Here is a 23,040-nt window from a genome sequence, read left to right on the forward strand (position 1 = left end):
AGGCGCTGCGGGTGCGTCGGCCGGCGACGACGAACGGGTGACCACGACCTGCGCACACCCCTGGAACCACGAAGAGCACCACCCGGATGGGCAGTGCTCTCGTCATGCAGGGGCGTGCTCGTGCACACAGGCTGTGGTCGACCAGCTGTCGACACGCGCGCGCCGACCCATGGTGCGGGTCGTGCGGAACGTCGACATCAGGTCTCCTGTTCGCGCCGGTACGGACCGGTGCAGCGTCAGGTTAACCCAAGAACCGGCCCGGCACGAGGGTGCGCGGGCCGGTTCGGGTGAAGTTCACACGCCGGAGGGACGGTGGTCGCTAGACCCCGAAACGGACGATGTGGTAGTCGCTGGTCCAGATCGGACGGATCTGCACCGAGCCACCGGGCTTCGGGGCGTCCATGATCATCCCGTCGCCCATGTAGAAGCCGTCGTGCGCCCCGTTGTTGAAGATGACGACGTCGCCGGGCTGCGCCTCGGACTCGGGGATCGTCGTGCCGGCCTGGTCCTGCAGCGGCACCGAGTGCGCCAGGTCGATGCCGTGCTGGGCGTACACGAACATGATGTAGCCCGAGCAGTCGAAGCCGGACGGGTCGGCGCCACCGAAGACGTACGGGGTGCCGATGTACTGCTTCGCGGTCGCGACCACGGCGGGCAGCGAGAACGGGGTGTCCGCGGCGCTGGAGCTCGCCGCGTACTCGGCGGCCGAGGGGCCGGAGTACGACGCGTACTGCTCGGCGGTCTCGGCACGGGCGGCTTCGGTCTGCGCAGCCCGCTCCTCGGCGCGGTCGGCGGCGGCGGCGCGGTCGGCTGCTGCCTGCTCGGCGGCCGCAGCGGCAGCCTTCTCGGCGTTCAGCGTGGCGGTCGAGGTCGCACCGTAGCCGTCGCGGCTCGTGTCGGCGAGGGCGACGGCGTCGGACACCGACAGCTCCTGGCTCTGCGCGGCACGGGCCTGCCGCTCGGTGGCGGCGTCCGCCTGGGTCGAGGCGGAGGTCGCCGCGAAGGCCGGGGCCACCGCGACGGTGCCGAACATGCCGGCGGCGACGGTGAGGACGACGGGTGCCAGGAACCTGCGCTTGCGCGAGGTCGAGCTGGCCTCCGCGGCACGTGCGGCGGCGGCCTGGGCGGCACGACGACCCCCGGGCAGCGGCGCGGTCTTCACGGGCACGACCGGGCGGGTCGCACGGCCGTCGGCTGCACGAGCGGCCCGCCGGGTGAGCGGGGCGTCGGTGGCGTTCACGGTGTTCGTCGGGTTCGCGGGCGTCTGGGCGTCCGCGGCGGAACCGGTCTGCGTCAAGAGGTGGATCTCCGGCGTCTCGTCGACGTCGCCGTGGGTGTCCGGCGCCGTTCGACCCATCCGTTCGTCATCGTTTCCGATCAGGCAGGAGACGGGTACGAGACGTCCTGCCACGGGTCACCGGCTCTGGGGCAGCGCGGCGACTCGGACGAGCCTACGGAGCCGTCGTTACCGTGTCGAGATGAAACGGCCTGTTGGTAACGAATCGGTAAACACTCTCAGGGAGCGCTCGGACTGTCAGGTCCGCTCGATGTAGACGTGCTGCGCGACCTCGGACGGCAGCTCGATCCCGGCGTCCTCGCCCTCGACGCGCACCGCGACGTAGGCTCCCGCGCGCTGCACGCTGGCGACCCGGCCGGGCATGACGCCGGCGGTCCGGAGCTGGTGCAGGAGCTCGGGCTCGAACTGCACGGGCTCACCCAGCCGACGCACGACACCGGTGGCGACGGCGTCGGTGCCCTCGGTCGCGGCGACGATGTTGTGCACGCCGTCGAGGAACCCGGCGGCAGCGGGGCCACCGATCTCGGCCAGACCCGGGATCGGGTTGCCGTACGGCGACTCGGTCGGGTTGCCGAGCATCTCGAGCAGGCGGACCTCGACCTGCTCGCTCATCACGTGCTCCCACCGGCAGGCCTCGTCGTGGACGAACGCCCAGTCGAGTCCGATGACGTCGGCGAGCAGGCGCTCGGCCAGTCGGTGCTTGCGCATCACGTGCGTCGCGCGCGAGCGCCCTTCGTCGGTGAGTTCCAGGTGCCGGTCACCCGACACGACGACGAGCCCGTCGCGCTCCATCCGTGCGATGGTCTGCGAGACCGTGGGACCGGAGTGTCCGAGGCGCTCGGAGATGCGGGCACGCAGCGGCACGATCGCCTCCTCCTCGAGGTCGAGGATGGTGCGAAGGTACATCTCCGTGGTGTCGACGAGATCGGTCACGGTCCGCCTCTCATGTCTGGGCCCAGCGGCGACCACACTACTTGTTCGGACCGACGAACACCGACCGGGGCCCGCAGGACGTGGAGAACGGGCCGCTGCACGCGGTCCCGAGCCCGCCCCGTCCGGCCGATGCACGCGGTCCCACGCCCGTCCCGTCCGGCCGGTGCAGGGCACGGGCACCGAGGGCCCCGTCGGTAGGGTTGCTCCATGGCAGACATCGTCATCCCGGCCGAACTCCTCCCCACCGACGGTCGCTTCGGCTGCGGCCCGTCCAAGATCCGCGGCGCACAGCTCGAGTCCCTCGTGACCCGGGGCGCGACGCTCCTCGGCACGTCCCACCGGCAGAAGCCGGTGAAGGACCTGGTCGGCAGCGTCCGCGCCGGTCTCGCCGACCTGTTCCAGGTGCCCGACGGCTACGAGGTCGTGCTCGGCAACGGCGGCTCGACCGCGTTCTGGGACGCCGCGGCCTTCGGCCTCATCGAGCGCCGTGCCGAGAACCTGTCCTTCGGCGAGTTCGGGGCGAAGTTCGCCAAGGCCGCCGCCGCCCCGTGGCTCGAGGCACCGCACGTCGTCCAGGCCCCCGGCGGCTCGCTCGCCGCGCTCGAACCCGTCGAGGGCGTCGACGTCTACGCCTACCCGCACAACGAGACGTCGACCGGCGTCATGGCCCCCGTCGTCCGCGCAACCGGTGACGCCGGCGCACTCACCGTCGTCGACGCGACGAGTGCCGCCGGCGGTGCGCTGTTCGACGTCAGCGCCACCGACGTCTACTACTTCGCGCCGCAGAAGAACTTCGCGTCGGACGGCGGGCTGTGGCTCGCGCTGCTGTCCCCCGCGGCGATCGAGCGCGTCGAGCGCATCGCCGCCTCGGACCGCTACATCCCCGAGTTCCTGTCGCTCAAGAACGCCGTCGACAACTCGCGCTTGAACCAGACGCTGAACACCCCGGCGATCGCCACCCTGCTGCTCCTCGACGAGCAGGTGCGGTGGATGAACGAGTCGGGCGGCCTGGCCTGGGCGGACCTGCGCACGAAGACCTCGTCGTCGACCGTCTACGACTGGGCCGAGTCGGTCGACTACGCGACGCCGTTCGTCACCGACCCCGCCGCCCGGTCGCAGGTCGTCGCCACGGTCGACCTCGATGACTCGATCGACGCGAAGGCCGTGGCCGCGACGCTCCGCGCCAACGGCATCGTCGACACCGAGCCGTACCGCAAGCTCGGCCGGAACCAGCTGCGCATCGCGACCTTCACCGCGATCGACCCGGACGACGTCGCGAAGCTCGTGCGCGCGATCGCCTTCACCGTCGACGCCCTGCGCGGTTGACGGACTGACCCCGGACAGACGGGAGGCGCGGTGCCAGCTGGCACCGCGCCTCCCGTCCGTCATGGGGTCGCGTCGACGCCGTGGCGTCGCGCTGGTCCGTCAGGCCCGGTGGTGGTCGGGGTCGACCTCGCCCGGGTCGAGCCGGTCGACCTCGAGGTCGGCGTCCGGGTCGACGGGCCGGACCCGCTGCGCACGCCGGCGGGTGGTCCGTGCGGGCGGCGCCTCGACGGACTCGTCGGTGCCCGTCTCGTCGCTGTCGGTGTCGGTGTCGGTGTCGGCGTCGGCGAGCGCGTCGACGTCCACGCCCTCGATGTCGTCGTCGTCCGACTCGTCGAGGTCGTCCTCGTCGGCGTCGAAGTCCTCGTCGTCGTCGGACGCGTCGTCATCGGACTCGTCGTCGTCCGCGTCGTCGTAGTCGGCATCCTCGTCCGACTCGTCGTCGAAGTCGTCGTCGTCCTCGTCGTCCTCGTCGTCGTCATCGGACTCGTCGTCGTCGGACTCGTCCTCGTGCTCCTGCGCCGCGCGGTACTCGGCCAGCCGCTCGGACCACGGCACCCACTCCGGCGCGACGAGCGCTCCGTCGCCGGGCATGAGCTCGACCTCGAGCACGGTCGGGTCGTCGTCGCCGACCTTGGCGACGCTGACGGTCCACCGCCACCCGGGGTAGCCGGGCAGGCGGTTGGCGAACAGGACGGACACCACGCCGTCCCCTTCGTCCACGGTGCCGACGGGTGCGCCGACGGTCGACTCGGGGGTGACCTCGAGCAGCGCCGCGCGCGCCAGGTCGGTGTAGTCGGCCGCTGCGTCGGTGGACGCTGCCTCGGGGGCCGTCTCGGCCCCGGTCGTCTCGGACTCGCTCATGGGGTCACGCCTCCAACTGGTCTGCGACGTGCCGCAGGATGGCGGCGATGCGATCGCCGTTCTTCGGGTAGCGGCCGTGACGCAGGTCGCCACTGATCCGGTCGAGTTCCTTCACCAGGTCCTCGACGATCACCGCCATGTCGTCCGCCGAGCGCCGCGTCATCCGCGACAGCGACGGCTGGGGCTCCAGCAGCCGCACGGACAACGCCTGCGACCCCTTCTTCCCCTGCACGACGCCGTACTCGAGCCGCGTCCCTGCCTTGACGGTCACGACACCCTCGGGCAGCGAGGACGCGTGCAGGAACACCTGGTCGCCGTCGTCTCCGGTGATGAAGCCGAATCCCTTGTCGTCGTCGTAGAACTTGACCTTGCCGGTGGGCATGCGTGGACTCCTCGAGGTCGTGGTACGGCCGTGGTGCGTCGGATATCCTGGGTCGATGGCCAAGCCGACCCGGTCGACCGGGAACCCGCAGGACTCCGCCGAGATCCCGGTGACGTTCAATCGTACCGAACGTGCTCTGGCGTTCATGATCGGCGGGATCATCATCCTCGGGCTCCTGTGCTTCGTCGCGATGATCGTCATGTGGCTCACCGCCCCCGGCGCCCAGGGCTCGATGCCGTGGCCGGTGATCATGGCCATCCCGATGTTCGGGTTCCCGATCGCCATGGTGCTGGTCTTCACGCTCCTCGGCATCACCTGGACGCGTCGCGCACGGGCGAACCGGACGGCTCGCTGACGTCCCCCGCGGACGCTGGCACCGGACGATGACGACCACCGCCGACCTCGCCGCCCGGCTCCGGGCGATGCCGGACGACGCGCTCGAGCGCCTCGTCGCCGCCCGACGACTGCCCACCGCGGCACTCGCCGAGACCGGACCGCAGCACATCACCGACTTCTTCGACCTCGCCGAGGCGCTCCGCACCGACGACGCCGTCGACGCCGCGGTCGAGCACCTGCCGCGCGCCACGGTCCTGGCCCTGCGTGACGGCGGTGCCGTCGATGCGCTCGGCCCCGCGATCGAGCTCGGCCTCGCCGACGAGGACGGCGCCGTCGACGACGCGGTCGCCGCACGCGTGGCCGCCCACCCCGACCTCACCACGCTCGACCGCTCGGGAGGCCCGGACCGGCCCCGTCCCGCGGCACCCGGACCCGACGCGGCCGACCAGGACCGCGCCCGCGCCACGGGCGCCGAGCAGGCGTTCTCGACCATGACCGTGCTCGCCGAACTACTGCGCGCGGTGGACGCCGGCGACGTCCGCGAACTCGTCAAGGGCGGCATCGGCACGCCGCTCGCCCGCACCCTCGGCGAGCGCATCGGTGCCGACGCCGAGGTGGTGCCCGGCCGCCTGGAGCTGCTCGACCGGATCGGGTTCGCCGACCCGGACACCGGGCGGTGGGTGCTCACCGACGCCGGTCGCACCTGGTTGCTGGCGAGCTGGCCGGACCGCTGGGGCTCCCTGGTCTCGGCGTGGTCGGGCACCCTGCCGCCGGCCGTGCACGAGGTGCTCGCGCTGGCCGACCGCGACCTGCACGACCTCGTGCCGCTGGGGCGCTGGGCGTATCCGGCCGGTGCACGCTGGCTCGACGCGCTGCTGCTCGAGGTCGCCGGGGCCGCGGCCTCGCTCGGCCTGTCCGTCGACGGCGTGCTCACCGACACCGGACGCGCACTGCTCGACGGCGACACCGGGCCCGCCGCGCAGGACCTGCCCGGCACCGTCGACCGGGTCTACCTGCAGCACGACCTCACCGTGATCGCCCCCGGGCCGCTCGCCCCCGTGGACGACGACGCCCTGCGGACCGTGGCCGTGCTCGAGGCTCCGGGGCTCGCGGCCCGGTACCGCATCTCCGAGGACACCCTGCGGGCCGCCTTCCACGCCGGGAACTCCCGCGACGACCTGCTGGCGGTGCTCGAACGGCTGTCGGCCACCGGGATCCCCCAGCCGCTGGCGTACCTGATCGACCAGGTCGCCGGGCGGAACGGCAGCATCGTGGTCGACCGCGGCCCGGGCGGTGTCGGCACCGAGGTGCGCGGCAGTGCCGACCAGCTCGACCTCGTCGGGGTGGACGCGGAGCTCCGGCAGCTCGCGTGGGAACGACCCGACCTGACGACGCTCACCACCCGCTACCCACCGCACGTGGTGCACACCGCGCTCGAGGACCAGCGCTACCCGGCCGTGCTGACGACCGCGGCCCGCCCCGAGACGCACCACGGGCCTCCCGGCCGGCGCAGCCCTGCCGGACGCTCGCCGGAACAGGCGGCGCACGCACTCGTGGAACGACTCCGCCTGACGACCCAGCGCGGCGACGCCGAACCGGAGCAGGAGTGGTTGGGGCGGCAGATCGACCTCGCGGTGCGGGGTCGCACGCCGATCCGGGTCACGGTGCGCATGCCGGACGGCTCCGAACGGCCGTTCACGATCGTGCCGACGTCCGTCGCCGCCGGACGCGTACGCGGGCGCGACACCGGTGTCGACGTCGAACGCACCTTGCCGCTGTCGCTCGTGGTGTCCGTCGAGAGCGACGCCTGAGTCCGGGTCGCCCGCACGCAGGCATCGACGTCTAGGCTGGCAGGTCATGAACGGACCGCTGATCGTGCAGAGCGACCGCACCGTGCTCCTCGAGGTCGCGCACCCCGACGCCGAGGACGCACGCCACGAGCTCGCGGCCTTCGCCGAGCTCGAGCGCGCACCCGAGCACGTGCACACCTACCGCATCACCCGACTCGGCCTGTGGAACGCGCGCGCCGCGGGACACGACGCCGAGAGCATGATCGGCACCCTCGAACGCTTCGCGAAGTTCCCCGTGCCGCAGAGCGTGACGGTCGACATCCGCGACACCGTCTCGCGCTACGGCCGACTCGTGATCCGTCGCGAGGAACGCCCCGACGCGCCGGCCGTCGCGAACTCCCCCACCGAGGAGCTCGAGCGCCTGCCCGTCCTGCTGCTCACCGCCGAGGACCCCTCCGTGCTCGCCGAGGTCATCCGGTCGAAGCGCATCAAGCCGCTGCTCGGCGACATGCGGTCCCCGTCCGAGGTCGAGCTGCAGCCCTGGGCGCGGGGCCAGGTCAAGCAGGAGCTCGTCAAGCTCGGGTGGCCGGCGGAGGACCTGGCGGGCTACACGCCGGGACAGCCGCACCCGATCGACCTCGACACCGCCGAGTGGCACATGCGGCCGTACCAGGAGCAGGCCGTCGACACGTTCTTCGCGCAGGGCTCGGGCGTCGTCGTGCTCCCCTGCGGTGCCGGCAAGACCCTGGTCGGCGCGGGGGCGATGGCGACCGTCAAGGCGACCACGCTCATCCTCGTCACGAACACCGTCTCGGCACGGCAGTGGCGCAACGAGCTGCTCAAGCGCACCACCCTGGCCCCCGAGGACATCGGCGAGTACTCCGGCACCGTCAAGGAGATCCGGCCGGTCACCATCGCGACCTACCAGATCCTCACCGCGCGCCGGAAGGGCGAGTACACGCACCTGTCGCTGCTCGACGCGCTCGACTGGGGCCTCATCGTGTACGACGAGGTGCACCTGCTGCCGGCCCCGGTGTTCAAGCTCACCGCGGACCTGCAGGCCCGTCGTCGGCTCGGGCTGACGGCGACCCTGGTGCGCGAGGACGGCCGTGAGAGCGACGTGTTCTCGCTCATCGGCCCGAAGCGGTACGACGCCCCGTGGAAGGAGATCGAGGCCCAGGGCTACATCTCCCCCGCGGAGTGCTACGAGGTCCGCGTCGACCTGCCCCACGAGGACCGGCTCGAGTACGCGGCGTCCGGCGACGACGAGCGGTACCGCCTGGCCGCGACCTCACCGGCGAAGACCCCCGTCGTGCGGGAGCTCATCGAGAAGCACCGCGGCGAGCAGATCCTGGTGATCGGGCAGTACATCGACCAGCTCGACGAACTCGCCGCGTCGCTCGACGCCGCGGAGATCACCGGCGCGACCCCGGTCGACGAACGCGAGCGGCTGTACGACGCGTTCCGGTCCGGCGAGGTCGACGTGCTCGTCGTGTCGAAGGTCGCGAACTTCTCGATCGACCTGCCCGACGCGACCGTCGCCATCCAGGTGTCCGGGTCCTTCGGATCACGACAGGAAGAGGCGCAGCGCCTCGGCCGGTTGCTGCGACCGAACAAGGACGGCCTGCCCGCGTCCTTCTACACGCTCGTGGCGCGGGACACCGTCGACCAGGACTTCGCTCAGAACCGCCAGCGGTTCCTGGCGGAGCAGGGGTACTCCTACACGATCCTGGACGCCGACCAGGTGGCAGCGCCGGTCTGACCGGCGCGACCCACGGACGGACGGGAGGCGCGGGGCACGGCCGCCACGCGCCTCCTGTCCGGCTCATGGCCGCCGGTTCCGCTCATGGCCGCCGGTTCCGCTCATGGCCGCCGTACGAAAGGCTCCCAGACAACGACCAGGGAACCGTCAGAAGATGGAGCCATGAGCGATGGCCCCAAGATCCTGATCGTCGACGACGAGCCGAACATCCGCGACCTCCTGACGACCTCGCTGCGGTTCGCCGGGTTCGCCGTCCGCGCGGTGGGCAACGGCGCGCAGGCGATCTCCGCCGTGCTCGAGGAAGAGCCGGACCTCATCATCCTCGACGTCATGCTCCCCGACATGAACGGCTTCGGCGTCACCAAGCGCCTGCGCTCGTCGGGCTACACCTCGCCGATCCTGTTCCTCACCGCGAAGGACGACACCGAGGACAAGATCACGGGCCTGACCGTCGGCGGTGACGACTACGTCACGAAGCCGTTCTCGCTCGACGAGATCGTCGCCCGCATCAAGGCCATCCTCCGTCGCACCATGAACGACGAAGAGGACGCGATCATCCGCGCCGGCGAGCTCACGATGGACCAGGACACGCACGAGGTCACCATCGGCGACGCGCAGATCGAGCTCTCGCCCACCGAGTTCAAGCTGCTCCGCTACCTCATGCTCAACCCCAACCGGGTGCTGTCGAAGGCGCAGATCCTCGACCACGTGTGGGAGTACGACTTCAACGGCGACGCGGGCATCGTCGAGTCGTACATCTCGTACCTGCGCCGCAAGCTCGACCAGTACTCGGCCGAGCCGATCATCCAGACCAAGCGCGGCTTCGGCTACATGCTCAAGGCGACCAAGGCCTCGTAGCCTCGTCGGGTCTTCACGGCGGCCGTCCGGTTTCACCGGGCGGTCGCTGTCTATCGTTGGGGCAGCATGCACACGCGAATGAGTCACTGGTGGGACGGGATCTCCCTGCGCACCAAGATCACCGGGATCACGGTGCTCCTGGTCGCGCTCGGACTGCTCGTCGCCGGGCTCGGCACGATGACCGTGCTCTCCACCTACCTGATGCAGCAGCTCGACAACACGGTCAAGCAGACGACCGAGCAGCTCGAGGGCCAGAACATCAGCGACGGCGAGCAGTACTGCAAGCTCTCCGTCGTGGTGTCGCAGAGCGCCTACGTCGCCGCGTACGACGCCGACGGCGACCAGATCTGCGAGACGCCGGCGTCCAGCCGCCCCGACGTGCGCCAGGCGATGCTGGTCGACGCCGCCCGGACGAACCAGCGTGTCTCGCTCTACGACACCCAGCACAACCACGAGTGGCGTGCCCAGATCATCCCGGCGTCGCTGCAGAACCAGTCCGACGGCTCCACCGAGACCGGGTACGTGCTCATCGCCGTGTCGAGCGCCGGCACCGACGAGACCGTCGCCAAGTTCACCGCCATCTTCCTGGGCTTCGGCGCCTCGGTGATCCTGCTCGGGGCGATGCTCACCCGCCTGCTCGTCACGGCGACGTTCGACCCGCTGCGCGACGTCGAGGACACCGCCGCCCGGTTCGCCGCCGGTGACTTCAACCAGCGCCTCGAGGCCGACACCCCGAACACCGAGGTCGGGCGGCTGAACCGGTCGCTCAACGTCATGCTCGAGCGCATCGACTCGGCGTTCGAGGACCGCCAACGCACCATCGACCAGATGCGGCGGTTCGTCGGCGACGCCTCGCACGAACTGCGCACACCGCTCGTGTCCCTGCGCGGGTACGCCGAGCTCTACCGGATGGGCGCCCTGCGCAAGGAAGAGGACGTCGCGCAGGCGATGGAGCGCATCGAGAAGGAAGCGCAGCGGATGGGCCTGCTCGTGCAGGACCTGCTGCAGCTCGCCCGCATCGACGAGTCGAAGCCGCTCGAGCTCGGCCCGGTCGACCTCGTCGCCATCGCGCGCGACTCCGCGCTCGACACCATGGCCTCGAACCCGGACCGCGAGATCCAGGTCCTCGTCGAGGACGCCCTGACCGGCGAGAGCGTGCCCCAGGCCGTGCGGCCACCGGCATCGGCCTCATCCGTGTCCTCCGCCGACACCGGCGAGGTGCCCCCGGCTTCGCCCACCTCGGCGAACACGACGGGACCGATCGCGTTCTCGCGGCAGACGATCGCCCGTCTCCGGGCCCGTCGGACCCGCGCGATGAACATCGACGCGGGCGCGGCCCCCACCGACGAGACCACGCCGCTGCCCACGGTCGTGCTGCCGAAGCGCCCCCCGATCGTGCTGGCGGAGGAGAACAAGATCCGCCAGATCGTCACGAACCTGATGGGCAACGCCATGCGGTTCACGGAGCACGACGACCCGATCGAGATCGGCATCGGCGTGGACGACGAGCGCGGCATGGCCCACCTCGACGTGATCGACCACGGCGAGGGCATCCCCGCACAGCTGCGCGAGAAGATCTTCCAGCGGTTCTGGCGTGCGGACACCTCGCGTGCCCGTGACACCGGCGGCTCGGGCCTCGGGCTCGCGATCGTGTCGGGCATCGTCGCGGCGCACCACGGCTCCGTCGAGGTCTTCGACACCGAGGGCGGCGGCGCCACGTTCCGCGTCTGGCTCCCCCTGCTCCCCCGCGACTTCGCCGCCTGACGCCGCGCGGCGCGGTGCGGTGCCCGGCGCGCGCCGCGCTGCCGTGAAGTCGCACTTCGTCCCACATCTCGCCCGGCCATCGGGGTCGAAGTGCGATCTCACCGCCGGGGGTTCTCCTGCACCGGGGCGTGAGGAGGATCATCTGTCCACGGCGGGCGGTGGCGGCCCTCGCCGACGTCGGTCCCGGAACCAGGCTGCGGTCATGCCTCGTCGTCCTGCCCCGCTCCCCAGCCGCTTCTCGAACACACCGTTCCGCGTGGCCGACGCACTCGAAGCCGGAGTGGGGAAGAACCGGCTGGCGCGGGGCGATCTGACCATCCCCGCACGAGGGGTTCGACTGCCGTCGGGCCAGGACGAGTTCGTGCACCGGGTGATGGCGCTCAGCCTGCTGCTGCGACAGGACCAGCTCGTGAGCCACGTCTCTGCCGCGCAGCTCTGGAGCTGTCCGCTGCCCCGCTGGGCCACGATCGACTCAGCGCCGATCCACGTCGCGACCGTCGGACTCGGGCCGATCGAACGCCGTGTCGGCATCGTCGGGCACCGGATCGCGACCGATCGCGCGTCGACTGCCGTGATCTTCGGCGTACGGGTGAGTACTCCCGCGTCGGCTTGGTACGAGTGCCGGACACTCCTCTCGGTCCGGGAACTCGTCGTGCTCGGTGACCACATGGTCGGCGTCGGTCGTCTGACCACCCAGGCTCAGCTGCGCGCCACGATCCGTCGAGGTGACCGCGGTGTCACAGCGGCTCGCGCGGCGCTCGAGCAGATCAGGGTCGGCTCCGAGTCGCCGATGGAGACGATCCTGCGGCTGATCGTGACGGACGCAGGGTTCCCGGAGCCGGCGTTGAACGTCGACGTGCACGATGCCGAGGGTCGGTTCATCGGCAGGGCAGACATGGCATGGCCGGAACTCCGCATCGCGCTCGAGCACGACGGCGACCATCACCGGACCGATCCGGCCACCTTCCACCGCGATCGCCAGCGCAGCAACGCGTTCACGTCGTCGGGGTGGTCGGTCATCCGGACGACGGCGCCCGACATCCGCGCCCCTGCGGCCTTCCTCGAGGAACTCCGGCGCGCGTTCGCTCGAGCACACGACAAGGTGGATCGAGCATCGCGTGAGGTCGCACTCGGGCCCGGTAGAGGGGCGAGATGACATGCCGAAGTGCGACCTCGGCGCCCCCCGCCCCCCCGCACGCGGAAGGGCCCCCGCACGCGCAGCGTACGAGGGCCGTTACCGTCAGGACGGACTAGAAGTCCATGCCACCCGTCGGGTCGCCGGCCGGCATGGCCGGGGTCTTCTCCGGCTTGTCGGCGACGACGGCCTCGGTGGTCAGGAACAGACCGGCGATCGACGCAGCGTTCTGCAGCGCCGAGCGCGTGACCTTGGCGGGGTCGATGATGCCGGCGGCGATCAGGTCGACGTACTCGCCGGTCGCGGCGTTGAGGCCCCAACCCGACTCGAGCTCGCGGACCTTGGCGGCGACGACACCCGGCTCGAGACCGGCGTTCAGCGCGATCTGCTTGAGCGGTGCGTCGATCGCGACGCGGACGATGTTCGCACCGGTCGCCTCGTCACCCTCGAGCTCGAGGGACTCGAGCGCCACGGCACCGGCCTGGATGAGCGCGACGCCACCACCGGCGACGATGCCCTCCTCGACGGCAGCCTTCGCGTTGCGGACGGCGTCCTCGATGCGGTGCTTGCGCTCCTTGAGCTCGACCTCGGTCGCGGCACCCGCCTTGATGACGGCGACGCCACCGGCGAGCTTGGCGAGGCGCTCCTGGAGCTTCTCGCGGTCGTAGTCGGAGTCGGTCGCCTCGATCTCGGAACGGATCTGGCGGACACGGCCGGCGATCTGCTCGGCGTCGCCGGCACCCTCGACGATCGTGGTCTCGTCCTTGGTGATGACGACCTTGCGGGCACGACCGAGCAGGTCGAGCGTCGCGTTCTCGAGCTTGAGGCCGACCTCTTCCGAGATGACCTGGCCGCCGGTGAGGATCGCGATGTCCTGCAGCATGGCCTTGCGACGGTCACCGAAGCCCGGAGCCTTGACGGCGACGGACTTGAAGATGCCGCGGATCTTGTTCACGACGAGCGTGGCCAGGGCCTCGCCGTCGACGTCCTCGGCGATGATCAGGAGCTGCTTGCCCGCCTGGATCACCTTGTCGACGACCGGCAGGAGGTCCTTGATGTTCGAGATCTTCGAGTTGACGATCAGGATGTAGGCGTCCTCGAAGACGGCTTCCTGACGCTCGGGGTCGGTGACGAAGTACTGCGACAGGTAGCCCTTGTCGAAGCGCATGCCCTCGGTCAGCTCGAGCTCGGTGCCGAAGGTGTTCGACTCCTCGACGGTGACGACACCTTCCTTGCCGACCTTGTCGATGGCCTCGGCGATGAGCGCGCCGATGGTCGGGTCAGCGGCCGAGATCGACGCGGTCGCGGCGATCTGGTCCTTGGTCTCGATGTCCTTCGCGTTGGCGAGGAGCTGGTCGGAGACGGCGGCGACGGCCTTCTCGATGCCGCGCTTGAGCGACACGGGGTCGGCACCGGCGGCGACGTTGCGGAGGCCCTCGCGGACGAGCGCCTGAGCGAGCACGGTCGCGGTGGTCGTACCGTCACCGGCGACGTCGTCGGTCTTCTTGGCGACCTCCTTGACGAGCTCCGCACCGATCTTCTCGTACGGGTCGTCGAGCTCGATCTCCTTGGCGATGGAGACACCGTCGTTCGTGATCGTGGGGGCGCCCCACTTCTTCTCGAGGACGACGTTGCGGCCGCGCGGGCCGAGCGTCACCTTCACGGCGTCGGCCAGCTGGTTCAGGCCGCGCTCGAGGCCACGGCGGGCCTCCTCGTCGAAAGCAATGATCTTAGCCATGTGAGTTTTCGTCCCTCCCGGACGTCGTCATGGGGGTCGTGCTGGCACTCAGCGTGAGCGAGTGCCAACGCCGATTCTGGCACTCGCCGGGTGTGAGTGCAACACAGTCGGGAGGCTCGTGACGACTTCCCAGGACGCGTCACGCCCCGAGCACTGCGGCTCCACCACCCCACGCGGCGCACGCGGTCCCCGCGCACCGCAGGCGCGCCGCCGACGCACCACGGGCGCGCCGCCCGCACATGACGAACGCGCCGCCCCTCGGGGACGGCGCGTTCGCGAAGTGGTCGTGCTCAGGCGGGACGGACCGACTCGGCCTGCGGGCCCTTCGACCCGGTGCCGACGTCGAAGACGACCGCCTGGCCCTCCTCGAGGACCTTGTAACCCGACATGTCGATGGCCGAGTAGTGCACGAACACGTCCTGGCCTCCTCCATCCACGGTGATGAAGCCGAAGCCCTTTTCAGCGTTGAACCACTTCACGGTTCCGTTGGCCATGATCTCTTGCTCCCTGGTACTGCAGTGCGGAACGACGTGATCGTCGTCTGCATGGGACTCTGACCGAACACGACCGATCAGGCAAGAGGCGTGACGTTCTTTCACGTCGATTCCGACAGAAATCAACGAGATCGAAACACAGTCGTCACACAAACCGGCGCAGAGCCGGGCGCGACGACCGCTCAGCCGGTGTAGTCGGCGCCGAGGACGACGCTCACGTCAGCGTTCGGGAAGGCAGCCGACTGCTGCACCGCCGTGACACCGAGCTGCTTCGCGACGCCCTGCGCGACCGCTGCCTGCGAAGCCTGCTGGTAGTACACGATCGTCGAGGTCGACCCCGTCGTGCCGGCGTCCCCGGTCGAGGCGACCTGCCAGCCCGCACCGGTCAACGTGGCGCTCGCCCGCGCGGCGAGGCCCGAGGTGGTCGTGCCGTTCAGGACGACGACGGTGGTCGCCCCCTGCTGCTGCGGCGTCGCGGCTGCTGCTCCGCCGGCGTCCGCCGAACCGGAACCGGCGTCGGCACCACCCGACGAGGACCGCGACGGCTCCGAGCTCGCCGACGACGACGGCTTCGACGTGGCCGAGCTGCTGGCCGACGGGGAGTCCGACCCGGTGAACGAGTAGCTGCCGTTCAGCAGTGCGAGCACGAGCACGCCGATGCCGACGAGCACACCGGTGGCCAGGGCCGCCCACGCGAACGCGATCCAGCCACGCCCACGACGCTGGGCGCCGCGGTGTGCGCCGACCCGCGGCCCGTCGGTGACGTCGTCGAACCGGTCTCGGGGGAATCTCGTGCTCATCGTTCCTCTTCACGTCCTTCGGGTGCCGCTCCGGGCGCGACGAAGCTGCGCGTGGCCCGGGCGCTGGTGCGTGCGTGCCGCAGCCGCTGCAGCCGGGTGACGAGCTGCGGGTCGTACGCGAGCGCCGCCGGCGAGTCGATCACGCGGTTGAGCACCTGGTAGTAGCGCGCCGCCGACATCTCGAACTCGACCCGGATCTCCGCTTCCTTCGTCCGGTCGTGCCGCGCCCGGTCGTGCTCGAACGACAGCACGTGCTTGTCCAGCTCGGTCAGCTGGGCCGTGCCGTGCTCGTCGGTGGGGCTGGCGGTCACTGCGGTTCCGATCGCGGTCGGGGAACGGGTCTCGCACATCGTAGGGGCGGAGGCGAGCCGGACCCTGGCACGCCGCTGGACTGTCGCGAACACCGCTCAGCGGTCCGGGTCGCGCAGCCACCGCACCCGGGTGCCGAACGCGTCGGAGACCGCGGTCGCGACACCGTCGAGCGACGCGGTGGCGAACGCGTCCGGATCCGACGCGTCGACGTCGTCGGGCAGCGTCGCGGCGACCCCGGTCAGGATGCCGGTGCGTTCGAGCGCGATCCAGTGCACGCCGCGCTCGCGGATCCGGTCCACGACCCGCTGCCGGTCGGCACCCGGCACGTACACCAGGGTCCCGGTGGTCAGGACGACCGGCTCGACGCCGTCCGGCAGGGCGTCCAGCGCGCGGTCGAGGTCACCGGGCAGCGTGCCCCGGATCCGCAGGGGAGGCACGGCGAGCGTCGCACGCGCCGCCTCGCGCATCAGGGCGGTGCGGTCCGTCGCCTCGGGCGGGACGGCCTCGACCAACCGGTCGAACGCGCCCGGTGCGGCGAGGTCGATCGGGTTCGGGTCGAGCGCCACCCGCGCACCGATGGTGATCGGTGCGCTCGCCGGCGCGGGTACGGCCCCGGAGGCGTCGGCGACGAGTCGGATCGAGGGGCCCTCCGGCGCCGTGTGCATCCGGACGACCTCGACCTGCGCCCCGCTGCCGTCGTCGCGCCCGGCAGGGTCGGGGCGCGACGACCGCACCGGGGCGCGGTCCTGCACCATCCGCACGTCGGGCACCCTGTAGTCCAGGGTCACCCGGTCCGGGATCGAGCACAGCCCGGCGGCGGCGCCCGCGTCGACCAGGCCGAGCGGACGCGCGGAGCGTGCGGCGAGCGCCGCGAACAGCGGGACGACCGGGGCGAGCCGCCGCGGGTCGTTGGCCTGCACCGTGGCAGAGGCGAGGGCCGTGACCACCGCGGGGCGGGCCTCCCGGCCGAGCGCGCGCAGCGCTCCCGGGTCCGACGGGTCCGCGCCCAGCCGCCGCGCGACCGCGAAGAACAGTTCCGGCTGCCGCTGCTGCTCGGGGACCTCGGCGAGGAGCGCGACGAGGGCGTCGTCGAGCGACCGCGCCCAGGCCGCGTACGACGGCGAGACCGGTTCGATGCGGTCGGCGTAGGCGGCGTACCGGGTCCGGGTGTCCATCAGCGTCCGGGCCGGTGCATGCCGACGTGGCGGATGCCGGCCTCGTCGTACGGGTCCCCGAAGCGCACGAAGTCGTGCCGTTCGTACAGGGCGGCGACGTACTCCTGGGCGTGGAGCACGATCGGTTCGTGTCCGTGGGCCGCGAGCACCGCGGCGACGAGCCGACCGGCGATGCCCTGCCCGCGGTGGTCGGGGTGGGTCGCGACCCGTCCGACCACCCAGGCCGGGGGCGCGGAGCCGTCCGGGTGGACCTCGTCCGCTGCCGGCCGGATGAGGCGCAGGTACCCAACCGCTCGGGTGTCGGTGCCGAACCACCAGTGCTCGGTGTCGGGTTCGCGGTCGCGACCGTCGAAGTCCTCGGCGGTCACCCGCTGCTCGAGCGCGAAGACGCGGTTGCGGAGCACGACGATGCCGTACAGTTCGTCCGTCGTCAGACGGGTCCAGCGGGCGTGGCGCACGGAATGCTCGGACATCGCGGCGAGTTTACTGAAGTGGTCGGGAGTGCCCGGAAGAGCCCGGCCGGAAGCAGGAGGAAGCAATGGCATACAACGTCGACAAGTCCGACGCCCAGTGGCGCGAGGAGCTCTCCCCGGACCAGTACGCCGTCCTCCGCCAGGCGGGGACCGAACGGCCGTGGACCGGTGAACTCCTCGACGAGGAGCGCGCCGGCGTCTACACCTGTGCGGCCTGCGGTGCGGAGCTGTTCAAGAGCGGCACGAAGTTCGACTCCGGCTGCGGCTGGCCGTCGTTCTACGAGTCGGTCGACCCGGACGCGGTGCAGCTGCTCGAGGACAACTCCCTCGGCATGGCCCGCACCGAGGTCCGGTGCGCGAACTGCGGCTCGCACCTGGGCCACGTGTTCCCCGACGGGTTCGGCACCCCGACCGGTGACCGGTACTGCATGAACTCGATCTCGCTGAACTTCTCGGAGAAGACCGCCGAGTAGTCCGGCTGGGCCCCGACGCCCTCACCGGTAGGATGAGCGGCGTCAGCCGGCATGGCGCAATTGGTAGCGCACCGTACTTGTAATACGGGGGTTGCGGGTTCGAGTCCCGCTGCCGGCCCCACACGGAGCGATGCCCCGGGCGAGATCTCGCCCGGGGCATCGGCACACGGAACGCGGATCAGGGAGCGTTCCGGGCGCTGGACACGGTAACCAGCCGGTCGTGCGTCGAGGATGACACCTCACCGACCGCGCGTCCACACCCGGACCCCAGATCCGCGGGAATCCGCACGATCTGCATGAACGTCAGCGTCCGCCGGTGATCTTCCGCTCCCGCTGCGCCACCCCGGCGGTGCCGTAGGGGTAGTCGTCGATGCGCGGTGCGCTGGCGTCGGTCAGGCGTGCGAGCTCGTCGTCGGTGAGCACGAGGTCGGCGGCGCCGAGGTTGTCCTCGAGCTGCGACAGCGTGCGGACGCCCAGGATGACGCTCGTCACCGCGGGCCGGGCGAGCAGCCAGGCGAGGGCGACCTGCGACTTCGAGGCGCCGTGCGCGTCGGCGACCTCGGAGACCGCGTCGAGCACCTCCCACGTGCGCTCGTCGCCGTTGCGGGCCTCCCACGCCTCCATGCCGCGCTGCGGGTTCTCGCCCAGGCGGGTCGCGCCGGTCGGGGCCTCGTCGCGCTGGTACTTGCCGGAGAGCCAGCCGCCGGCCAGGGGCGACCAGGGCAGCAGGCCGATCCCGGCGTCCAGGCAGGCGGGCACGACCTCGTGCTCGATGTCGCGGACGAGCAGGTTGTACTGCGGCTGCAGGGTGACGGGCGGTGCCCAGCCGTGCGCCTTCGCCTCGTACACGGCCTTCGTGACCTGGTAGCCCAGGTAGTTGGAGAACCCGTAGGTGCCGATCTTGCCGGCGGAGACGGCGTCGTCGAGGAACCGCAGGGTCTCGTCGATCGGGGTCAGGGCGTCCCACGCGTGCATCTGGTACAGGTCGATGTGGTCGACACCGAGCCGCTCGAGCGAGGCGTCGAGGGCGACCCGCAGGTGGCGCCGCGACAGCCCGAGGTCGTTCGGGCCGTCGCCCTGGGGGAACCGGCCCTTGGTGGCGAGGACGACCTGCGCCGCCTCGGTGGGGTGTGCCGCGAGCCAGCGGCCGATGATCCGCTCGGACTCGTTGCCGGAGTACACGTCCGCCGTGTCGACGAGCGTGCCACCGGCTGCCACGAAGGCGTCGAGGATCGCGTGTGAGGTGGGTTCGTCGGCTTCGCTGCCGAACGTCATGGTGCCGAGGGTCAGCGTCGACACCGATGTCCCGCTGTTGCCGAGGAGTCTGTAGTCCATGGCCGGGACGGTACGCGCGACCGCCCGGGACAACGAGGACCCAGCAGTACCCGTCAGCGTGCGGCGGACAGGAACCGCAGCGCCTCCTGCCGGAAGGCCCGGGAGGTCGGCGCGTTGAAGTGGTTGCGCGCGGGGATCTCGAAGAACGTGGCGTCCGGTGCCGCCTCGGCGAGCCGGACCGCGCTGTCGCGGATGCCGTCCTCGCTGCCGGCGGCCATCAGGAGCGGTTGCGCCGGGGCGTTCTGCGGCGTGGGTTCGATGCTGTCCCGCATGCCCTCGACCATCGCCACGAGCGCGCCGAGGTCGTTGCCCTCGACGTTCGCCGCCATCGTCAGGTAGCCGTTCGTGACACGGTCCTCGACGGGCGTGCCGTCGGCGATGTACGCCTTCGCCTGGTCGACGCGGACCCGGCGCATCGGGTCGGCGTCCGGGATCCCGCCGAGCACCGCCCGCGAGATGCGTCCGGGCAGCTGTTCGGCGGTGTGCCAGCCGACGCGGGCGCCGAGCGAGTACCCGAGGAACGCGGCGTCGTCGAGCAGGTAGGTGTCGATGACCGTCGTCACGTCGGCGACGAGCAGCTCCATCGAGTACGCACCCGGGTCGTGCGGCTTCGCGCTCGCCCCGTGGCCGCGCTGGTCGAGGGCCAGCACCCGGTAGCCGGCGCGGACGAGGTCACGGGTCCAGCCCGAGGCGTGCCAGTTGAGCACCGCGCCGGAGGCGAAGCCGTGCACCGCGACCACGGCCGGGGCGTCCGGGTCACCGAAGTCGTAGGTGGCGAGTCGCAGCCCGTCGGGCGACATCACGAACCGGGGGCGCGGCGCTTCGGGGACGAGTGACATGTCCTCTCCAGCGTACCGGGGCACTGTGGTCGGCATGGACGGCTACGGCGGCGATCAGATCCGGGCGGCGGAACGCCCCCACCTCGATGCGGGAGAACCGCTCATGCAGCGGGCCGCGGACGGCCTCGCCCGCATCGTCGGCGACCTGCTCGACGACCCGGCCGTGCGGCCGGGCGACGGCCCCGGGTCCGTGCTCGTGCTGGCCGGCAGCGGCGACAACGGTGGTGACGCCCTGTTCGCGGCTGCGCGCCTGGCGGCGGCCGGGAGGCACGTGGCGGTGGTCCGCGTCGGCTCGCGTGTCCACGAGGCGGGCCTGGCAGCGGCGCTGGACGCCGGGGCGCGCCTCCTGGGCGGACCGTCCGACGCAGCCGGGCCGGGCGGGGCGGCCGACATCCTGCGGGCCGCGGGCCGGAGCGACGGCGAGCGCCTGGCGGACCTGACGACCGAGGCGGCGCTCGAGGCCGACCTGGTGCTCGACGGGATCCTCGGGATCGGCGTCCGGGGTGCGGCCGCGCTGCGGTCCCCCGCACGTGAGGTCGTCGACGCGATCCGCGAGCTCGCGCGGGACCAGCGGGCGCCGTTCGTCGTCGCGGTGGACGTGCCGAGCGGCATCGACGTCGACACCGGCGGCGTCGCGGACGACCACGTGCTGCACGCCGACGTCACCGTCACGTTCGGCGGGGTGAAGGCCGGCCTGCTGACCGGACCGGCCGCCACCCTCGCCGGACGCATCGAGCTCGTCGACGTGGGGATCGGTGCGGACCTGGCGACGACGGAGCCGCTGATCCGCACCTGACCCGCACGCGTCGGGGCGCCGTCCGGTCAGTGGTGCTCGTACCGCACCGGCTCCGGCAGGCCGTGCTCGGCACGGATGCTGCGCGCGATGCCCTCGATGGCGACGAGTGCGTCGACCACGGCCTCGGGCGTCACCGGGAACGGCATGTTGTGGATGGTCTCGCCCTCGACCGTCGCCGCCTCGGCCACGGCACGGAGCACGTCGCGGTCGTCGACCGTCAGGCCGATCTCGGTGAGCGTGTTCGGCAGACCGACCTTGGTGGTGAAGACGACGAAGTCCTCGATCTCCTCGGCGGTGGCGCCCTCGAGCACGAGCTGCGCGATCGTGCCGATGTTCACCTTCTGCCCGTGTGCCAGGCCGTGCGCCTGCGGGGCCGCGGTCAGACCGTTGTGGATGGCGTGCGCGGCGGCGAGTCCACCGGACTCGAAGCCCAGCCCGGACAGCAGCGTGTTCGCCTCGACGACCTTCTCGAGCGCCGGCGTGACGACCTTGGCCTTGACGGACTCGATGGCCTGCAGGGCGTTCTCGTGCAGGAGTCGCCACGACAGCTCGGCGAGCGCGACGCCGGTCTCGGTCTGCAGCCCGCCCGCCATGGTGTCGGCGTTCGCACGCTTCGCGGCACGGGCCTCGACCCAGGTGGCCAGGGCGTCGCCGATGCCCGCGACCAGGAACTGCACGGGCGCGTTCGCGACGAGCTTCGTGTCGATGAGCACCAGGTCGGGGTTGTGCGGGAAGAAGCGGTACTCCAGGAACTCGCCCTCGGCGGAGTAGATCACGGCGAGCGCGGACGTCGGGGCGTCGGTCGAGGCCGCGGTCGGCACGCTGACCCAGCGGATGCCGGCCAGGTGGCCGGAGGCCTTCGCCGCGTCGATGGCCGAACCGCCACCGAGCCCGACGATGACGTCGGCGTCCGTCGCGCGGATGTGCTCGACGAGCTCGTCGACGGCCTCCGGCGTGGCGAACCGGCCGAACCCGACGCGCTCGACGGGCAGGTCGGCGGCACGGAAGCTCTCGGACACGGCGGCCTCGACGATGCCCCAGACGACGTCGTCGGCGACGATCAGGGGCCGCTTGCCGATCGGGGCGACGAACTCGCCGACGCGGGTGATCGCGTCCTTGCCCTGGACGTAGCGCGCGGGGCTCATCACGGTGCTGATGGGGGTGGCCATGGTGCGGTTCCTTCCGGTTGTCCGACAGGTGTACGACAGGTGTCGGGGTGGTCGACGCCCCCGACGGTACGCGCGGCCGCTGGTCGGTAGGTTCGAGGGCATGACGTTCAACGAGGACTCGCGGCTGGGCGGCGGCAAGGTCAAGCGGCGCGGACGGGCCGCCGCGGTCGGCGGCGGCGCGGTGGGGGTGGGCGCCATCGTGGTGTTCCTGATCGCGGAGTTCACCGGGGTCGACCTGAGCGGGATCGTCGGCGGCGGCGACCTGACGCAGATCACGCAGCGGGACGAGGCCGTCGACGCGGCTCCCGAGTGCCGGACCGGCCGCGACGCGAACCAGCGGGTCGAGTGCCGCATGGAGGGTGCCGCCGAGTCGCTCGACCAGTACTGGACCTCCGAGTCGCGGTCGCTCGGCATCGCCTACACGACGCCGGACTTCTACCTGTTCCAGGACTCGACCGACACCTCGTGCGGCCAGGCCTCGGCGGCGACCGGCCCGTTCTACTGCCCGCCGGACCGGGCGATCTACCTGGACACCGCGTTCTACGACGACCTGCAGGCGCAGTACGGGTCGTCCGGCGGCCCGCTGGCGCAGATGTACGTCGTCGCGCACGAGTGGGGTCACCACGTGCAGCAGCTGCAGGGCGCCTTCGCGCAGACCGACCGGTCCGGCACCGGTGCGGACTCGGGCAGTGTCCGGGTCGAGCTGCAGGCCGACTGCTACGCCGGCGCCTGGGTCGGTGACGCGGCGACCACCGAGGACGCGGACGGACAGACGTTCTTCGAGCCGATCACCCGGGCCGAGATCGCCGACGCGCTCTCGGCCGCGAGCGCCGTCGGCGACGACAGCATCCAGGAGCGTGCGACCGGCCGCGCCGACCCGGACTCCTTCACCCACGGGTCGAGCGAGCAGCGCCAGCGGTGGTTCCTGCGCGGCTACCAGCAGGGTGCGACCAGCTGCGACACCCTGAGCATCCCCGGCTCGGCCCTGTAGC

Annotated in this window: 23 protein-coding genes and 1 tRNA gene; 11 read left to right on the forward strand and 13 right to left on the reverse strand. The window is 71.5% G+C overall.

Going from position 1 to position 23,040, the window contains the following annotated elements; all coding sequences use genetic code 11:
* Positions 1 to 319 precede the first annotated feature (319 nt).
* Positions 320 to 1,357: a C40 family peptidase gene (locus tag I8920_RS16300; protein WP_198656837.1), complete on the reverse strand. Its 1,038-nt coding sequence runs from the start codon at positions 1,355 to 1,357 to the stop codon at positions 320 to 322.
* Between the two features lie 177 nt (positions 1,358 to 1,534).
* A complete protein-coding gene (locus I8920_RS13635; protein ID WP_198656838.1) occupies positions 1,535 to 2,230 on the reverse strand; it encodes a metal-dependent transcriptional regulator in 696 nt (231 codons plus the stop codon).
* 207 nt (positions 2,231 to 2,437) lie between these two features.
* On the opposite strand from I8920_RS13635, the gene serC reads away from it, so the two are divergent.
* Positions 2,438 to 3,556: a phosphoserine transaminase gene (gene serC / locus I8920_RS13640; RefSeq protein ID WP_198656839.1), complete on the forward strand. Its 1,119-nt coding sequence runs from the start codon at positions 2,438 to 2,440 to the stop codon at positions 3,554 to 3,556.
* A 99-nt stretch (positions 3,557 to 3,655) separates the two neighbouring features.
* Here the strand turns inward: serC and I8920_RS13645 are convergent, their stop codons facing one another.
* Together I8920_RS13645 and I8920_RS13650 are read right to left on the reverse strand one after the other, a co-directional pair.
* Positions 3,656 to 4,417, reverse strand: coding sequence for a DUF3027 domain-containing protein (locus I8920_RS13645; protein ID WP_198656840.1), 762 nt, complete (start codon positions 4,415 to 4,417; stop codon positions 3,656 to 3,658).
* A gap of 4 nt (positions 4,418 to 4,421) precedes the next feature.
* Positions 4,422 to 4,799, reverse strand: coding sequence for a cold-shock protein (locus I8920_RS13650; protein ID WP_198656841.1), 378 nt, complete (start codon positions 4,797 to 4,799; stop codon positions 4,422 to 4,424).
* Between the two features lie 55 nt (positions 4,800 to 4,854).
* Here I8920_RS13650 and I8920_RS13655 point away from each other — a divergent pair, with 55 nt between their 5' ends.
* From I8920_RS13655 to I8920_RS13680, 6 genes are all read left to right on the forward strand, one after another.
* Positions 4,855 to 5,154 (forward strand): hypothetical protein, encoded by a 300-nt coding sequence (locus I8920_RS13655; RefSeq protein ID WP_198656842.1) that lies wholly within the window; start codon positions 4,855 to 4,857, stop codon positions 5,152 to 5,154.
* Positions 5,155 to 5,182: 28 nt separating this feature from the next.
* Positions 5,183 to 6,946, forward strand: a complete 1,764-nt coding sequence (locus I8920_RS13660) for a helicase-associated domain-containing protein (RefSeq protein WP_198656843.1) — start codon at positions 5,183 to 5,185, stop codon at positions 6,944 to 6,946.
* Between the two features lie 46 nt (positions 6,947 to 6,992).
* Positions 6,993 to 8,687: a DNA repair helicase XPB gene (locus I8920_RS13665; protein ID WP_198656844.1), complete on the forward strand. Its 1,695-nt coding sequence runs from the start codon at positions 6,993 to 6,995 to the stop codon at positions 8,685 to 8,687.
* Between the two features lie 162 nt (positions 8,688 to 8,849).
* On the forward strand, positions 8,850 to 9,545 hold the full coding sequence (locus I8920_RS13670; RefSeq protein WP_079237230.1) for a response regulator transcription factor: 696 nt from the start codon (positions 8,850 to 8,852) through the stop codon (positions 9,543 to 9,545).
* Positions 9,546 to 9,611: 66 nt separating this feature from the next.
* A complete protein-coding gene (locus I8920_RS13675) occupies positions 9,612 to 11,309 on the forward strand; it encodes a sensor histidine kinase (RefSeq protein ID WP_198656845.1) in 1,698 nt (565 codons plus the stop codon).
* Between the two features lie 202 nt (positions 11,310 to 11,511).
* Entirely contained in the window at positions 11,512 to 12,465 is a 954-nt protein-coding gene (locus I8920_RS13680) for a hypothetical protein (RefSeq protein WP_198656846.1), read from the forward strand.
* A 94-nt stretch (positions 12,466 to 12,559) separates the two neighbouring features.
* Here I8920_RS13680 and groL read toward each other — a convergent pair whose 3' ends face one another.
* The 6 genes from groL to I8920_RS13710 form a co-directional block, all read right to left on the reverse strand.
* Positions 12,560 to 14,182: a chaperonin GroEL gene (groL, locus tag I8920_RS13685; RefSeq protein WP_198656847.1), complete on the reverse strand. Its 1,623-nt coding sequence runs from the start codon at positions 14,180 to 14,182 to the stop codon at positions 12,560 to 12,562.
* Between the two features lie 290 nt (positions 14,183 to 14,472).
* Positions 14,473 to 14,676: a cold-shock protein gene (locus I8920_RS13690; protein ID WP_017888049.1), complete on the reverse strand. Its 204-nt coding sequence runs from the start codon at positions 14,674 to 14,676 to the stop codon at positions 14,473 to 14,475.
* A gap of 182 nt (positions 14,677 to 14,858) precedes the next feature.
* Positions 14,859 to 15,476 carry a LytR C-terminal domain-containing protein gene (locus I8920_RS13695; RefSeq protein ID WP_198656848.1) on the reverse strand — a complete coding sequence of 206 codons (618 nt, stop codon included), beginning with the start codon at positions 15,474 to 15,476 and terminating at the stop codon, positions 14,859 to 14,861.
* The gene (locus I8920_RS13700; protein ID WP_225557913.1) at positions 15,473 to 15,787 is read right to left on the reverse strand and encodes a DUF3263 domain-containing protein; all 315 of its coding nucleotides are present in this window, start codon (positions 15,785 to 15,787) and stop codon (positions 15,473 to 15,475) included. Before I8920_RS13700 ends, I8920_RS13695 begins: the two co-directional genes overlap by 4 nt.
* A gap of 96 nt (positions 15,788 to 15,883) precedes the next feature.
* Positions 15,884 to 16,963 carry a DUF2332 family protein gene (locus I8920_RS13705; RefSeq protein ID WP_198656850.1) on the reverse strand — a complete coding sequence of 360 codons (1,080 nt, stop codon included), beginning with the start codon at positions 16,961 to 16,963 and terminating at the stop codon, positions 15,884 to 15,886.
* The gene (locus I8920_RS13710) at positions 16,963 to 17,436 is read right to left on the reverse strand and encodes a GNAT family N-acetyltransferase (RefSeq protein ID WP_198656851.1); all 474 of its coding nucleotides are present in this window, start codon (positions 17,434 to 17,436) and stop codon (positions 16,963 to 16,965) included. Before I8920_RS13710 ends, I8920_RS13705 begins: the two co-directional genes overlap by 1 nt.
* Before the next feature lie 65 nt (positions 17,437 to 17,501).
* Between I8920_RS13710 and msrB the strand changes: the two genes are divergently transcribed.
* Both msrB and I8920_RS13720 read left to right on the forward strand, forming a co-directional pair.
* A complete protein-coding gene (gene msrB, locus I8920_RS13715) occupies positions 17,502 to 17,909 on the forward strand; it encodes a peptide-methionine (R)-S-oxide reductase MsrB (RefSeq protein WP_198656852.1) in 408 nt (135 codons plus the stop codon).
* A gap of 45 nt (positions 17,910 to 17,954) precedes the next feature.
* A tRNA-Thr gene (locus I8920_RS13720) sits at positions 17,955 to 18,030 on the forward strand.
* A 182-nt stretch (positions 18,031 to 18,212) separates the two neighbouring features.
* Here the strand turns inward: I8920_RS13720 and I8920_RS13725 are convergent.
* Positions 18,213 to 19,244 (reverse strand): aldo/keto reductase, encoded by a 1,032-nt coding sequence (locus I8920_RS13725; RefSeq protein ID WP_198656853.1) that lies wholly within the window; start codon positions 19,242 to 19,244, stop codon positions 18,213 to 18,215.
* A gap of 53 nt (positions 19,245 to 19,297) precedes the next feature.
* Positions 19,298 to 20,083: an alpha/beta fold hydrolase gene (locus I8920_RS13730; protein WP_198656854.1), complete on the reverse strand. Its 786-nt coding sequence runs from the start codon at positions 20,081 to 20,083 to the stop codon at positions 19,298 to 19,300.
* Between I8920_RS13730 and I8920_RS13735 the strand changes: the two genes are divergently transcribed.
* A complete protein-coding gene (locus I8920_RS13735) occupies positions 20,082 to 20,879 on the forward strand; it encodes an NAD(P)H-hydrate epimerase (protein WP_232832750.1) in 798 nt (265 codons plus the stop codon). The two genes, I8920_RS13730 and I8920_RS13735, sit on opposite strands and share 2 nt — an antisense overlap.
* Positions 20,880 to 20,905: 26 nt before the next feature.
* Here I8920_RS13735 and I8920_RS13740 read toward each other — a convergent pair whose 3' ends face one another.
* On the reverse strand, positions 20,906 to 22,048 hold the full coding sequence (locus I8920_RS13740; protein WP_198656855.1) for a glycerol dehydrogenase: 1,143 nt from the start codon (positions 22,046 to 22,048) through the stop codon (positions 20,906 to 20,908).
* Positions 22,049 to 22,148: 100 nt separating this feature from the next.
* On the opposite strand from I8920_RS13740, the gene ypfJ reads away from it, so the two are divergent.
* On the forward strand, positions 22,149 to 23,039 hold the full coding sequence (gene ypfJ, locus I8920_RS13745) for a KPN_02809 family neutral zinc metallopeptidase (RefSeq protein ID WP_198656856.1): 891 nt from the start codon (positions 22,149 to 22,151) through the stop codon (positions 23,037 to 23,039).
* Position 23,040 lies beyond the last annotated feature (1 nt).

The sequence above is a fragment of the Curtobacterium sp. YC1 genome (assembly GCF_016267665.1).
Taxonomy (GTDB): Bacteria; Actinomycetota; Actinomycetes; order Actinomycetales; family Microbacteriaceae; genus Curtobacterium.